Genomic DNA, 15081 nt, shown 5'->3' on the forward strand with positions numbered 1-15081 from the left:
AGATAGAATCAACAAATTTACATCCTAACAACCAATGATTAGAATACTATTTATAGTTGCAGGGGCAGCTATTGCCCTACTAAATCAAGCATTTGCCCAACAGGCAACTGTACACATACAAGGTCTAGTAAACAACGATCAGCAACAACCAGTAGAAGGAGCAACGGTTTATTTAATGACTAGCAGCTCGAAGGTTTTGTTGAAATCTGCACTTACGGACGCTAAAGGACATTATGCCATTAGCTACGTGCCCAACGGGAATTATTTCTTGGAAGTTGGATCTATCGGATACACTTCTGTACAATCAGCTCCTTTTGAGTTTGCTGGAAAAGCGTTGGAAATGCCTGCTTTTGTGCTGAGCACGCAAAGTACATCCATTGAGGCGGTAGCGGTAACCGGACAGCAACCATTGATCAGAAGCAGCAATGGCAAACTGGTAATGGATGTCGAAAATTCTACTCTGGCTGCTGGGAACAATGCTTTAGAAGTTTTGCAGCGTGCCCCAGGAGTTACTATCGATAAAGACGAAAATATTCTGTTGATGGGCCGCGAAGGCATCAATGTCACCATTGATGGCCGTCAAACATTCATGACCGGCGAACAACTGGCATCCTTTTTAAAATCGATGGATGGCGGACAGATCAAAAATATTGAAGTCGCCACCACGCGCAGTGCCAAAGATGATGCAGAAGGCTCCTCTGGAAGTATCAACATTGTCTTGAAAAAGAATAAAATCGAAGGCTTTAATGGTACGTTGATTGGAAGCTTGGCGCAGGGTAATTATGCCCGTGGAAATACCTCAGCAAGTTTGAACTACAAGAAAAACAATACCACCTTGTTCGGAACGTATTCGTATATGCACAATAAGCGAAAATTTGATTTAGATATTTATCGGGTTGTAGGTGAGCAAGAGCCCACGGCTTTCGATCAAACTTCAGATTTGTTTCAGATCGATAAGACACACACCTACCGATTTGGCATAGAACAAAAAACGTCAGAACGCAATACTTTCTTGGCCCAATTCTCGGCTAATAATTCTTTTGAGACAGAAGACAATGTCAGTTTCACCGAGATGAGTCGCCCAAGTGGGCCAATTGATTCTATGTTGAACTCCAACACCATGGGGCGTGCGGGATTCAATCGCTATTCCTTGAACTTAAACAATACCTTTTTGACAGATACTTCTGGCGGGAAGCTTGTCGTGGATGCCGATTTAACTCGTTTTAGAAATACCAATACCATCAACTATGAATACCTAATGCGTGTTGCACAAGGATCGTTATTGTATGATCCAGAGTTTGAGCGCAGTGCTATGCCAGTAAATATTGACATCTATGTGGGGCGATTGGACTACAGCAAGCCGTTTAAAAATCAAGATAAGTTTGAAACAGGGTTGAAATATAGTAATGTCCGTTCGGACAATAACATGCAATTTGATCACATTGTCAATGGCGTATGGCAGGAGTTTGCCGGTCGCCCGAATCACTTTATTTATACCGAGCAAGTGGCTGCTGCCTATGCAGATTATAGCAGAGAGATCAATAAATGGTCGATAAAAGCCGGACTAAGAGGGGAATTGACGATGTCTAATGGAGAATCGCGTACAATGGAGAGCAATGTAAAGCGTCGTTATTTCGATCTTTTCCCGTCGGCAAGCATTACGCGTACACTTAATGAGAACAACATTATCTCTTTGAGCTACGCGAAGAAAATTTCACGACCTAATTACCGTTACCTTAATCCGTTTGAGTACTTCATTGATCGCTTTACGTTTATGCGCGGTAACCCATTTTTGCAACCGCAATATACACATGGCTTCTCTTTGAATTATACGTGGAAGCAGATGTTCAACTTCACATTGGGTAGCGATATCACCAACGATGCGATCACCGAAAGTATGGGACAAGATGAAGAAACGAAGCAGTCATGGGTGATTCGCGAGAATCTCGGCCGTCAGGTGAACAGTTACTTGAATATCAATACGCCGTATAAGGTGGGCAACTTCTGGAGCATTAATAATAACATGACTTTGGTGCATATGTACTTTAAAGGCCCAATTGCGGGCTCATTTGTAGATCAAGGTGGCTTCATGTTTCAGTTGAACAATATGAACAACTTTAAGATCAATAAGTCACTCTCTGCCGAAACATCATTGGCGTATACATCTCCATTTATATACAATATCTACAAAATCCACAGCCGTTGGAATTTGGATGTAGGCGTGAATTATACCTTCAAAGATCCGCGTAGCACCTTGAAATTAGCGGCGACAGATATCTTTCGCACCAGTCGAAACAATGTCAGTACCAACTTTGGCGCATTCCTTACCGATATCCGCCAGTACAATGATAACCAAACTGTACGGCTGACGTACACCTTCCGTTTCGGTAACTTGAAACAGAATGTTCGCAAGTCAGATAGCGGAAACGACGAAAGAGATCGTGCACAATAGGCACTCAAAAATCCTAGCTAAAACCAGAAATCCTCCTTTGCAAAAGGGAGGATTTCTTTTTTACGGCTTTCGAAAAAGATATATATTTGAGTTATGAATATAGAAAGTGTCGTAATTTTTTGTGCTTCAAGTCCCGGTTTTGATAGCGTGTGGATGGAGAGCGCGCGTCAAGTTGGTACGCATTTGGCGCAAGCCGAAATCACATTGGTATATGGCGGTGGCAAGGTCGGGCTCATGGGCGCTGTAGCTGATGCAGCGTTGGCGGGCAATGGAAAAGTAATCGGAGTGATTCCAGAATTTCTTGATGCCAAAGAAGTAGGCCATCATGGCGTGACAGAACTTATCGTGGTCGAAACGATGCATGAGCGCAAGATGAAAATGAGCACGCTCTGTGGGGGTGTCATCGCGTTGCCGGGTGGATTTGGTACGTTAGAAGAACTTTTCGAGATGATCACTTGGGCGCAGCTTGGTTTACACAGTAAGCCCGTCGGCATCTTGAACGTCAATGGGTTTTACGATCACCTGATTGTATTTATTAATCAGATGGTAGACGTCGGCTTGCTTAAATCAGAGAATAGAGATATGTTACTAGTATCTGATAATATCGCCGATCTATTAGATAAGATGGACAAATATGAAGCTCCAAATGTGCCGAAATGGTTGGATAAGGAAGATATTTAAGGGAAACTAGAGCCCTGCTACTGTGCTATGCTTTTGTGTGCTGGTAAGAAGATCTGGATCAGATACGCGATCAGAATCACGCCGATACAGCCAATCAAATTGAGCCATAAGAAGGCAATTACATCTTGTTGCCATATGTAGATGATCAAGGCTTCGGTGAGCAATGCAGCAATGAAAACGGCTTTTCCACCTATTTTTTTGAGGTAAAAAGCGACTAGAAAAATACCGAGAATCGTTCCATAAAAAAGGGATCCGAGAATATTTACCGCTTCTAGTAGATTGCCCACACGATTAGCGTAGAGCGCAATAATTACCGTAAAAATGCCCCAAAACAAGGTGGTGAATCGAGAAATACGTAAATAGGTTTTATCATCGCCCGTTTTACGAACGAAGCGCTTAATAATATCGATCACCGTGGTAGACGATAGGGAGTTGATGGCGCTTGCTGTCGCTCCCATAGAGGCTAAGAAAATAATCGCAATGAGTAATCCAACCAGACCTTTCGGAAAGACCGCTTTGACAAAAGACAAGAACACATAATTGTTGTCATTGGTGTCAGCTGTAGCATCGTTTTGTTGTATCAAATCGACCATTTGGGCGCGTAGTGAATCGGTCGATTGATTATGCGCGGCCAAGGCTGTTGTGTATCGCTCTTCTGCTTGCGCATTTCCCGCTTTCATCGCCTGGATCAATCCTTCCACATCTGCAGCCTTGGCTGTTTTGGTCTCCTCGTGTTGCGCGAGTAAGGATTTGTATTCCGCAGAATACGTACTGTTCTCCAGTTTTTTGGCCTCCGATTGGTTAAAGAATAGCGGTGGAGTATTGTATTGATAATAGGCAAATACTAGCACGCCAATTAAGAGAATGCAGAATTGCATTGGGATTTTCAATACACCATTCATCAGCAAGCCCATGCGGCTTTCGCGCACGGAAGATCCGGTGAGATAACGGCCAACTTGGCTTTGATCGGTGCCGAAGTAGGATAGTTGCAAGAAAAATCCACCGATCAATCCGGTCCAGACCGTATATTGGTTATTCAAATCAAAGCTGAAATCGATTGCATTGGTTTTGCCGGATTTCCCGGCAATATGTAGCGCTTCCGAAAAACCAATTTCTTCGGGTAAGAAATGTACGACTAAAACGCCCGCCAATAGCAAACCGCCAAAGATAATGGACATTTGCAAGAGCTGTGTGTAAGAAACCGCTTTTGTACCACCATAGACCGTGTACGAAATCACCATAATACCGATGCCTAACGTAGTGAGTGTAAGATCAATCTCAAAAATGGTCGATAAGATAAGAGCTGGAGCAAAGATCGTGATGCCCGTGGAGATACCCCGCTGAATCAGGAATAGGATCGCGGTAAGCACACGCGTATTCACGTCAAAACGTTTTTCTAAGAATTCATAAGCGGTATATACTTTTAGCCGGTGGAAGATAGGCACAAAGGTGACGCATAACACAATCATGGCCAGAGGCAGACCAAAATAAAATTGCACGAAGCTCATGCCTGAGCTGTAAGCTAAGCCCGGAGCCGAAAGGAAGGTGATGGCGCTGGCTTGTGTGGCCATCACCGAAAAACCTACATTGTACCAAGGCAATTCTCGATCGCCCAGCATATAGCCATCAATGTTCTGTACATTACGACTTTTGTAGATTCCATACGTTACGATACCCAGCAACGTGAGAATGAGCACTATCCAATCGAGAGCGCTCATTCAAAACATTTTGTAAACCAATACATCAACGCAATATTGACTACGAGCCACAAGGAAACTAGCCAATAAAATCGTCGCCAGCTACCAATAAAGGAAGGCAAGCCCTTATCTGTCACTAGGCTTGTGCGGGATAACAAATTTTACAAAGATGCTAGCGAAAATCAATCCGCCGATTGCACCTGTAACCAAGCTCAAAGGTGCGCCTGATGAAGCAAATGCGATGATGGCACCCATTACAGCACCAATTAGGTATAGAGAATTGTGCAAAGTTGTTTTTTCGTTTTTAGTATTTTCCATGTTATTGTTATGCGTTGTATTTTGTTATTCTTCTTCTTTCGCCAGTAAATTTACAAATAATCTGTAAGCTCCCGGAACTCCAGCTGGTAATTGCCTAAAAAAGGCCAAGGATGTGTACACAAATTTTCCTTTTCCGTGTCGGGCGATGATCAGAGCACCGTCGTGAGCAGCTTCGTCTTTATCATGCATGGAAAGCGGTTTGCGGTACGTGGCATCCGTATTTTCCACAAAATACAATCCGCGCTCCTGAATCCAGTCTGCAAAATCTGCCTCAGTAATTCTGTTTGGTTTTTGCAAAGAAGGATCGTTTGGTAAAAGAAATTTTACGTCAGCATCTTCCTCCGTGACGCGTGCACGCGTCACCTGAAAAGGATAAGGCCCAAGATCTTTTCCGGCTACGCCGGAATTAACTTGATATTGCACCAGCACCGTGCCGCCCGCCTCTGCATAGCGCAATAATGCCGGCGTATATTCAGCGAGATTAGCATGCACATTATAAGCACGTATGCCAACGATCAGTGCGTCGTATTGCACAGCGCTCACCGTCGAGATTTCTTGTGGCCGAATTACATCGACCACGATGCCTACAGCGCGCAGTGATTCGGGCACGCGATCGCCTGCTCCAGTTACATACGCTACGCGTTTCACAGATACATCCAAATCAATCTTTTCTGCTTTGATCGCCAACTTAGGAAACCAAGCCTGCGATGGAATGTGATTGTATTCGATCAATCGGTACTGACGAATCGTATCCTTTCCGAGGTTAAAGCTAATTTCTTTGGTCGATGCGTCGGATGCTTTTGCGGATCTGCCGGCAGCAGCTTTCACGTCAAAAGACTGTGTGATGGATTTGGCTGTGCCAAAATTTAAAACGGCTGTGGATGGCGATATTGCTATGCCCACTGGTGCGTTTACGGTAATCTCTGCTTGAGCGCTATCATCATGCCGTGTAAAGGTGACCTGTAATTTGTGCGGTTGCTCCGCATCGGTCAATAGAAGCGCACTTTGCACTGCCGAGGCCGTGATTAGCGGCAAGATGTGCAGCGGATTGTGGATTTCTCCACGTACCGGATCTACATAACGATGTGTGATCGGCTGATGAATCGTGATGGGAAGACCATCAATAGTAACGATGATCTCCGTTTGTGGGCGATCGCCACTTTCGGCTGCGCCGAAATCAACTTCTTCTACGTCAAATTTGCCCAATGTATATGGCTTGCGTAGCCAAAATGGTTGCGTAATCGCCAGCGGTGCGATTTGATATTGATGACGGAACGTGCTGTTGTTTTTTAACGTTTGGCCGATAGATTGCGCCCCAATACGCTCGACGCTGGCTCGGACATTCGGGTTCCGTACAATGAGCTCCTGAAACACGTCTATTGACTCGCCCACAATGCAGACTGGTTTCAAGGTGTAATTGTCGACATAGAAGCCAGCACAGGCCAAGATCAGTTCCTCGATCTCTTGCGTTTTTACAGTGCGCCAATGCTTGTCTGTTATATTTTTTACGCTCTTATGCAGTGCAATTAACGCAGATATGGATTTTTGTGGAGCGTTCACGTCAAAGCTCTTGTTCAGATCGGCGATTTGCTGCGCGATCGATCCAGCATTCCCTACGCGCGACCAATCTGTGATCACGCCATCAAATAATGTTTGCTTTGCTTGCTCGCCAGCCACATGTTCAAAATACTCGATGCTTTGTCCGCGCGACGATGCCGAGCCAAAGCCTTGGCTTTTGTGCTGCGAACGGCTGATGGCAGATACTTCGCCGTACGAAGCGCCAAGTAATGTATTGAAAGCACCCGTTTCAATCTTTAATTGATCGTCCGAAGTATTATTTTGTCCACCAAAGTTGGCCGTATTCCACAGCAAGCGTTTGGCTTGCCACACGTCCAATTCGTCAAGCTGTTCTGGGAAACGTTTTGGATCTGCTGCTGCCATAAACGCTTCATGCGCTAGAATGGCGGACGCCTGATGATGGCCGTGGCCACCGCGTGGATCAGGCGGAAATCGCGTGATGATCACATCCGGGCGCAGCTTGCGAATCAGCCATACGCTTTCGCGCAAAGTTTCTTCTTTATTCCAAAAAGCAAAGGTTTCTTCAAAGGTTTTGGAAAATCCAAAATCATATGCAGAGCTGAAATATTGGTTGCCGCCGTCGATACGGCGTGCTGCCAATAATTCTTGTGTGCGGATCAGCCCGAGTTCAATGCCCATCTCCGTGCCGATCAGATTTTGACCACCATCACCTCTGGTTAATGATAAATAAGCCGTTTCATATTTTTTTTCATTCGCAAGCCAAGCGATCAGTTTGGTGTTTTCATCATCGGGGTGAGCGGCAAAATATAGAACCGACCCTAAAACATGGAGCTTCTCTAGGCCAGCTTTGATCTGAGCAGAATTTTGGGGAATTATCGTTTGGCCGAAAGAAGAAGTATACGTTATTAATAGTACGAGGAAAGTAAGTGTGCGCAACATGTATGAGTGTACATTAACAATAAAAGGAATCAAATAGCTATTTGATTCCTTTTACCAACAATTAAAAATCCTTTTTAAAAACCCTTGATACTAAACCTGATAGTTCTTCCGCTCGGAAGTGAAATGGTTATCAGGCATTAATTTCATTTCTATAAAAGTAGGACATTATATGTTATATAGGTGCAAAAGGTCATAAAAAACTTTTCCACAAAAACTACGTTTTCCACAGCTTTTTGTGGAAAACGTAGCTATCTGTCTATGGAACCCATTACACGTTGCATAAAGGTATTGATGGCATCTTTTGGAGCTTGACCTTCTTTTACCAATTTGTTAACCTCAACAGCGGCATACATATTGGAAATCAATTCACCAATCACGTCTAGTTCTTCATCTTTGAGCGTAGAAACCTCGGTCAAGGATTCTAGGGTTTCGATGGTCTCTAATACAAAATCCACATCATTCTCGGCGATGAAAGTGGTGAGGTGCTTAATTACTGGTAACTTCATTTAATAAATCTATTAGGCCATCAATTTTGTTTGTTTGTACCTGATTGACCAACTTACCATTGCTAAATGCAGCGAAAGTTGGCAGGTTGTCTACGTTAGCTAGTTTTCTGGATTCTGGAAATTTTTCCGCATCTACAATCACAAAAGCTACGTTGTCATTTTCACCGGAAAGCTTTTTGAACTTCGGTTTCATGATGCGGCAGTTGCCACACCATGAGGCAGAGAACTGCACCAATACGGTGTCGTTACTATTTACGATCTCTTGAAGATTATCATTATCCAATTCTTGTAACATGCTATTATCGATTAATGGTGTACAAAAAGGGCTGACTAAAAATGTCACTGTAGCAGAAACGCTTTCTAGTCAGCCCCAAAAATTTACGCAATTGCCGAATGTCGGCTTTGTTTTTAGTTGCTCGCTAAGTAAGAAGCTACGCCATCACGCGTTGCATTCATGGCTTCTTTTCCTTCTTCCCAGTTTGCTGGACATACTTCACCATGTTTTTGCACGTGTGTGTATGCGTCTATCAGACGAATATATTCTTTTACGTTACGGCCTAATGGCATATCATTTACCGACTCGTGGAATACTTTTCCAGTTTCGTCGATCAAGTAAGTGGCGCGGTATGTCACTGCCGAACCTTCTACCATAGTGCCGTATTCTGGATGCTCTACTTCTTTCATTTCCAAAATATCTAATACACTAGACAAGTTGCGGTTCGTATCTGCAATGATAGGATATTCAACACCTTCGATACCACCATTTTCTTTTGCTGTATTCAACCAAGCAAAGTGTACTTCATTAGAGTCACAAGATGCACCAATCACGATGGTATTACGTTTCTCCAATTCAGCAACTTCTGCTTGAAAAGCGTGCAATTCAGTAGGACATACAAAAGTGAAATCTTTCGGATACCAGAACAAAAGAATCTTTTTATTTTCTTGTTGTGCTTTTTCAAAAATATTTAGTGAGATATAATCTCCCATGTAATCAATTGCGTCTACGGTGATGTTGGGGAAGTTTTTGCCTGTAAAGCTCATAGTTAAGATATTTTGTTTTTCGTATTAATTTCGATGGACAAAAGTACATATAAATGCCGCGTTTACCCTATCGAATTTATCAATATCATATCAACTTAATCTATAGATTTGGCTGTGGCTTATTGATCATGGCTATGAAGTTTTTAGGGTGAATTAAATGATGCTTGAATTTGATAATGGACTTAATTTTTCAAATCTTTGTAAAGACCTACTGGCCCCGTAGTTCAACGGATAGAATAGGTGTTTCCTAAACATTAGATAGCAGTTCGATTCTGCTCGGGGCTACAAACAACTTAGTCGTTAGAGAAGTTTAATTGTTGCTATATTTTCTTGATTTGCATGCGCTTAATTATGGTGTTGCGAGTATGTTGATTTTAACCATTATCAAAAATAGAGCGCTCTTTTATCTCTTGATAGCTTATTATAAAGGTGATTTTATTGCGTTTCTCTAATAGTTTTCTCCCATTTAATACGAACTGTCTATAAACAGAAATAGTGTCCAACTGTAGCACTTCCTGATATAAAAACGTATTATTCAATAATCTAACAGTCCTAAATTCTGAATATGCGTCCAAAGATAACTTCTGTTGCTATGCTATTGGCCTTTATGCTGATTGGTGTAGAAAACGCCACTAGTCAAACTCAGTTTGGTGTCCGAGCCGGGATGAACCTCGCCGGCCTTCGCTTAGTCGATGAAGTTGCGAAAAAGCAGGAGACTGGAATGATACCGCGATTTCAGATTGGGATGACAGTAGAGATTCCTATTGCGGAAGATATTTCCATCCAACCGGCAGCACTTTACTCTGGCAAGGGTTTTAAGCAGGATGGTGGATGGCTGGCCGAATTGGACCGAGAATTTAGAGCCACAGCTTCCTATCTCGAGATTCCGGTAAACCTACTTTATTCGCCGCAATTGGGGTCAGGTAACCTGATCTTCGGCGCTGGACCTTACGTTGGATATGCAATCGAGGGTAAATGGAAAGCTGATCAAGCTCAAGTGCTGATCGGTGATATTATGATCGAGCCGCGTGGTGATGTCATCTTCAGAAACGATGTTGCCGATGGAGAATTTGGCAATTACCTTTATGGAAAGCCTTGGGATTATGGTATAAATGTCATCGTGGGTTATGAGATAATGCGTAGGATTACTGTGCAGCTCAATGGTCAATTTGGAGTGGCCAACCTCGCCCCCAGAATTGGTGGCGACAGTCCCAAAGGGAGTATCAGAAATATAGTTTATGGTATTTCCATGGGATATAAGCTATAACCTCACTGCCCTTCGGAGAAGATTCGCATCTTTTCACATCGGGTTTTAAATATTTTTAATACCGTAAATATCTGACAAGCGTTGTCAACGCTGATTATTACGATCATGAAAAAATATCAATTCCTTTTAAAATCACTGTTCATCACAGATGGTTTCTATCTGTTCCTAGTCGCATCCTGTAATAAGGGTAATCCGCTGTACGTTCCCGAACCGCCAGTGCTAGAACCTACTATCTACAACCAATGTGCAAATGATAGATATATATATAAACTACTTTTTGATACTTTGGTGTTTAACAGCAAATGGGAGATGTATACCGCAGGGAGTATTGAAATTTAATATAAACATAAAATATATAGACCTATCTATTTTTTAGTTATTATTGTAAATGAATGTAAGGTATGAATAGAGACAATAGTGTAAGACAAAGGATAGTAGATACCGCATCTAGATTATTTTATCGCCAAGGTTTTCATGTGACGGGTATCAACCAAATAATTGCTGAGGCCGACATTGCTATTGGGTCACTATACAAACATTTCAAATCAAAGAACGACCTGCTCTATTTTTACTTAGAACAACAGGGGGATGATTATTTCACGAACCTGAACAAGTACCTGCTAGACGAGAAAACTCCGCTCCTCAAACTACGTAAATTGATAGATTATCGTATCAAGCTCCTGGAAGAATCCGATTGTTTGGGATGTCATTTTATTAAGATTAACGCTGAATTGGGGCGTAAGGACAATCGTGTGGATCAGTTAGTCCGTAAATATAAACAACAGCAACGGGAGTATATGGAACGTATTCTCGCTGAAATCGGAGAAACTAAAAATCTTGTGATCAGCAAAACCAAATTGGCAAATACGATCTTTCTAATGGTAGAAGGCGCTGTAGTTTCGTCAGGAATCTACGGAAATACCAATGACTTGAAATCAGTTAAGAAGTTTGTGAAACAGGTGCTCTAAATTTTTGACAGAAATAGATAGATCATTCTATATTTATCTGATTATTCTTTTCTAGTATTGACGTTTACTTCAATACCCACTTTAATCCGTATGGTTCATTTACAGTTTCCTGTACCAAGCTTCTGCATTTTTGTACATGATCTGTTCGAGATCATCGGTTGAGAAATTGTCAGCAATCAATTGCACATCCTTATCATTGAATGGTACTTTAGCGCGTGTGGAAGGCAAGTCGGTACCAAATAACAATGCAGTTGGATTGATTTGGTGAATCTTTTTCATCGCGTGTATCGGGTCGAAGTTGATACGACCAAAGCCTGTTGCCTTTATTTTTACGCCTTGCTCAACCCAATAATATAAATTGTCTAGCCCATCTTTGGAAAGTCCGAGGTGGTCAATGGAGAATTTTGGTATATTTTGCAATACCGGCTTTAGCTCTTTCAAATCCTTGCTGTCAATGTACAGTTCCGTGTGCCAGCCATACTGCTCGTACAGTTTATTGGATAGTTGCTCAATATGCTCTAGTTTTTCTGAGCCACCTCGTTTTACATTGAAACGCACGGCTACTACATTTGCTTTATTTAATAAAGCCAGTTCTTGCTCAGATATCGTATGCGGGATATTAGCCACGCCTACAAAACCATCTCCTAAGATTTTAAGAGCATCAATTAGATAATCCTGATCGAAAGCTTGAAAAGAACCAGATACCACCGCTCCGCCGGTTAGTTGATAGGCATCAGTTGCTTGAAGATAAGCTCTTGCCGTAAATTCTGGAGGAAGATAACGATTGTTCTCTACCAGTGGAAACTGCGGATTGATAATGTGAAAATGGGCGTCAAATAATTTTATGATCATACAACGTTTAAGTGATTCTACATCGAATTATTGTATAACACGTAAAACTGCTTCTTGTGATAGCGTACGATCCGAAAATGTTTAAGCGAACCGAATAGTTTCACTACACGGCATCGTTTAACACCAACAAAAAAGCCGGATATCCCTCAGGATATCCGGCTTTTGCACTATTATAATTAAACTAATTGTTGTCTTACATCATGCCGCCCATGCCACCTGGCATACCGCCTGGTGCACCGCCGCCAGCTGCGCCGGCTTCTTCTGGCTCATCTGCCAACACACACTCCGTAGTCAACAACATAGAAGCTACAGACGCTGCATTTTCTAAGGCTACGCGAGATACTTTAGTTGGGTCTATAACTCCAGCTGCGATTAAGTTCTCGAACACATCTGTGCGTGCATTGTAACCGAAGTCACCAGAACCTTCTTTTACTTTTTGTACGATTACCGCACCTTCGATACCTGCGTTGAAACAGATCTGACGAAGAGGCTCCTCGATCGCACGACGAATGATGTCGATACCGATGTTTTCATCTTCGTTATCACCTTTCAAGTCTTTCAAGGCCTCTGTTGCACGGATAAAAGCAACACCACCACCGGCGATGATACCTTCCTCAACGGCTGCACGAGTAGCGTGTAATGCATCGTCTACACGGTCTTTCTTCTCTTTCATCTCCACTTCGGTAGTAGCACCAACGTAAAGAACCGCTACACCACCAGAAAGCTTCGCTAAACGCTCTTGCAATTTCTCACGATCGTAGTCAGAAGTAGTCGTTTCGATTTGAGAACGAATTTGACCAACACGCGCTTTGATTTCTTCACCGTTTCCAGATCCGTTGATTACAGTCGTATTATCTTTGTCGATTACCACTTTCTCTGCTTGACCTAGCATATCTAGTTCAGCATTCTCCAATTTGTAACCTCTCTCTTCAGAAATAACCGTACCGCCAGTCAAGATCGCGATATCTTCCAACATCGCTTTACGACGGTCACCGAAACCTGGTGCTTTTACAGCAGCCACTTTCAGTGAACCACGGATTTTGTTTACGACCAAAGTAGCCAATGCTTCACCATCTAAATCTTCTGCGATGATCAACAATGGTTTGCCCGTTTGTACTTGCTTTTCCAAGATGGGCAACAATTCTTTCATGTTGCTGATTTTCTTGTCGTAGATCAAGATGTAAGGGTTCTCTAAATCTGCTTCCATTTTTTCGGAGTTTGTCACGAAATATGGAGACAAATATCCACGGTCAAACTGCATACCCTCTACTGTTTTTACTTCAGTTTCAGTACCTTTTGCTTCTTCTACCGTGATCACGCCATCGTTACCCACTTTTTCCATCGCTTGAGCGATCAAAGAACCGATCACATCATCGTTGTTAGCAGAGATAGACGCCACTTGTTTGATTTTGTTGTTGTCTTGGCCAACAGCTTGAGACTGCGATTGCAAGTTAGTCACTACGGCAGATACCGCTTTGTCGATACCGCGTTTCAAATCCATTGGATTTGCACCAGCAGCTACCGATTTGATACCTGGCGCTACGATCGCTTGCGCCAATACCGTCGCCGTAGTAGTACCGTCACCCGCTTGATCAGCAGTTTTAGACGCTACTTCTTTGACCATTTGTGCGCCCATGTTTTCCACAGCGTCTTTCAATTCGATCTCTTTTGCTACCGTTACACCATCTTTAGTGATCGCTGGAGCACCGAATTTTTTCTCGATAATCACGTTACGACCTTTTGGTCCTAAAGTTACTTTTACCGCATTCGCTAACGTATCTACTCCTTTTTTAAGAGCTTCACGCGCTTCTACATTATATTTTACCTGTTTTGCCATTTCTTGTTCTTATTGAACTTTAATAATCTATTAAAACTAAACCTACAGTACCGCGTAAATATCAGACTCACGCATGATTAAATACTCCTTGCCTTCGTACGTGATCTCCGTACCAGCATATTTACCATACAATACTTTATCGCCTACTTGTACAGTCAATGGTTCGTCTGGTTTACCAGTTCCTACTGCTACCACTGTTCCTTGAGAAGGTTTTTCTTTCGCTGTATCTGGAATATAGATTCCTGACGCTGTTTTTTCTTCTGCAGGTGCCGCTTCGACTACGACTCTGTCGCCGATAGGTTTGATACTTAAAGCCATAATTATTCTATTTATTTTATGTTTTATTTACGTTTATACATTGCACGCATCACCAATTATGCCAAAGTAGCTTTTACATATTTAGGAGACATTTTTGCATAGACCGCTCTCCGGACTGGCAGATTTCTGCAAAACTTGCGTGCCAAGCTGTCAGGATATGCGCTTCTGGCATTTCGGCAAATTTGCCTAATTTTAAACCATGAGAGCAGTAATACAGCGGGTCAATCACGCAGCTTGCCATGTCGATGGTGTGCAGACTGGAGCCATTAGGCATGGCTTATTAGTTTTGCTGGGCGTAGAGGAGGCTGACAAGGAAGAAGATGCCGCTTGGCTGTCCGCAAAGATTTGCAGCATGCGCATATTTTCTGATGATCAAGGATTGATGAATCGCTCTTTAGAAGATGTGGGCGGCGGTTTATTGCTCATTTCGCAGTTCACCTTGTATGCGCAAACCAAGAAAGGCAATCGGCCATCGTTTATTCGGGCGGCGAAGCCGGATAGGGCAAAACCCATGTACGAAGACATGATTCAACGGTGCAGCGAGCTATTGGGACAGCCAGTACAAACCGGAATCTTCGGGGCAGATATGAAGATCAGTCTGGAGAATGATGGACCCGTGACGATCATGATGAATACCAAAGACAGAGAGAATTTTTAAGAAGACGA

The 15081-nt window shown here is 42.8% G+C and carries 14 protein-coding genes and 1 tRNA gene; 6 read left to right on the forward strand and 9 right to left on the reverse strand.

What is annotated here, in order from left to right; genetic code table 11:
• Positions 1–34: 34 nt before the first annotated feature.
• Together AC3IRT_RS00280 and AC3IRT_RS00285 are read left to right on the forward strand one after the other, a co-directional pair.
• Positions 35–2452, forward strand: a complete 2418-nt coding sequence (locus AC3IRT_RS00280) for an outer membrane beta-barrel protein (protein ID WP_489394563.1) — start codon at positions 35–37, stop codon at positions 2450–2452.
• A gap of 93 nt (positions 2453–2545) precedes the next feature.
• Positions 2546–3133, forward strand: a complete 588-nt coding sequence (locus tag AC3IRT_RS00285; RefSeq protein ID WP_489394564.1) for an LOG family protein — start codon at positions 2546–2548, stop codon at positions 3131–3133.
• Positions 3134–3150: 17 nt separating this feature from the next.
• Here the strand turns inward: AC3IRT_RS00285 and AC3IRT_RS00290 are convergent, their stop codons facing one another.
• From AC3IRT_RS00290 to AC3IRT_RS00315, 6 genes are all read right to left on the reverse strand, one after another.
• Positions 3151–4851 (reverse strand): sodium:solute symporter family protein, encoded by a 1701-nt coding sequence (locus AC3IRT_RS00290; protein ID WP_489394565.1) that lies wholly within the window; start codon positions 4849–4851, stop codon positions 3151–3153.
• A gap of 105 nt (positions 4852–4956) precedes the next feature.
• A complete protein-coding gene (locus AC3IRT_RS00295; RefSeq protein WP_249992726.1) occupies positions 4957–5148 on the reverse strand; it encodes a hypothetical protein in 192 nt (63 codons plus the stop codon).
• 24 nt (positions 5149–5172) lie between these two features.
• Positions 5173–7626: a PIG-L family deacetylase gene (locus tag AC3IRT_RS00300; RefSeq protein WP_489394566.1), complete on the reverse strand. Its 2454-nt coding sequence runs from the start codon at positions 7624–7626 to the stop codon at positions 5173–5175.
• A 248-nt stretch (positions 7627–7874) separates the two neighbouring features.
• Complete coding sequence (locus tag AC3IRT_RS00305; RefSeq protein ID WP_489394567.1) at positions 7875–8132, reverse strand: DUF6952 family protein; 258 nt, start codon at positions 8130–8132, stop codon at positions 7875–7877.
• Positions 8113–8427: a thioredoxin family protein gene (locus tag AC3IRT_RS00310; RefSeq protein WP_489394568.1), complete on the reverse strand. Its 315-nt coding sequence runs from the start codon at positions 8425–8427 to the stop codon at positions 8113–8115. Before AC3IRT_RS00310 ends, AC3IRT_RS00305 begins: the two co-directional genes overlap by 20 nt.
• Before the next feature lie 113 nt (positions 8428–8540).
• Positions 8541–9173: a peroxiredoxin gene (locus tag AC3IRT_RS00315; protein WP_489394569.1), complete on the reverse strand. Its 633-nt coding sequence runs from the start codon at positions 9171–9173 to the stop codon at positions 8541–8543.
• Between the two features lie 213 nt (positions 9174–9386).
• Between AC3IRT_RS00315 and AC3IRT_RS00320 the strand changes: the two genes are divergently transcribed.
• The 3 genes from AC3IRT_RS00320 to AC3IRT_RS00330 all read left to right on the forward strand — a co-directional run bounded on the left by AC3IRT_RS00320 (position 9387) and on the right by AC3IRT_RS00330 (position 11408).
• A tRNA-Arg gene (locus AC3IRT_RS00320) sits at positions 9387–9458 on the forward strand.
• A 280-nt stretch (positions 9459–9738) separates the two neighbouring features.
• Positions 9739–10440, forward strand: coding sequence for a porin family protein (locus tag AC3IRT_RS00325; protein WP_489394570.1), 702 nt, complete (start codon positions 9739–9741; stop codon positions 10438–10440).
• A gap of 401 nt (positions 10441–10841) precedes the next feature.
• Positions 10842–11408, forward strand: a complete 567-nt coding sequence (locus tag AC3IRT_RS00330) for a TetR/AcrR family transcriptional regulator (protein WP_489394571.1) — start codon at positions 10842–10844, stop codon at positions 11406–11408.
• Between the two features lie 99 nt (positions 11409–11507).
• On the opposite strand, the gene AC3IRT_RS00335 is transcribed toward AC3IRT_RS00330, so the two are convergent.
• The 3 genes from AC3IRT_RS00335 to AC3IRT_RS00345 all read right to left on the reverse strand — a co-directional run bounded on the left by AC3IRT_RS00335 (position 11508) and on the right by AC3IRT_RS00345 (position 14415).
• A complete protein-coding gene (locus AC3IRT_RS00335; RefSeq protein WP_489394572.1) occupies positions 11508–12260 on the reverse strand; it encodes an amidohydrolase family protein in 753 nt (250 codons plus the stop codon).
• A gap of 193 nt (positions 12261–12453) precedes the next feature.
• Positions 12454–14097, reverse strand: a complete 1644-nt coding sequence (gene groL, locus AC3IRT_RS00340; RefSeq protein ID WP_489394573.1) for a chaperonin GroEL — start codon at positions 14095–14097, stop codon at positions 12454–12456.
• A gap of 42 nt (positions 14098–14139) precedes the next feature.
• Positions 14140–14415 (reverse strand): co-chaperone GroES, encoded by a 276-nt coding sequence (locus AC3IRT_RS00345; RefSeq protein ID WP_066756485.1) that lies wholly within the window; start codon positions 14413–14415, stop codon positions 14140–14142.
• 199 nt (positions 14416–14614) lie between these two features.
• Here AC3IRT_RS00345 and dtd point away from each other — a divergent pair, with 199 nt between their 5' ends.
• Positions 14615–15073, forward strand: coding sequence for a D-aminoacyl-tRNA deacylase (dtd, locus tag AC3IRT_RS00350; protein ID WP_489394574.1), 459 nt, complete (start codon positions 14615–14617; stop codon positions 15071–15073).
• Positions 15074–15081 lie beyond the last annotated feature (8 nt).

The sequence above is a fragment of the Sphingobacterium sp. KH_072 genome (assembly GCF_057837975.1).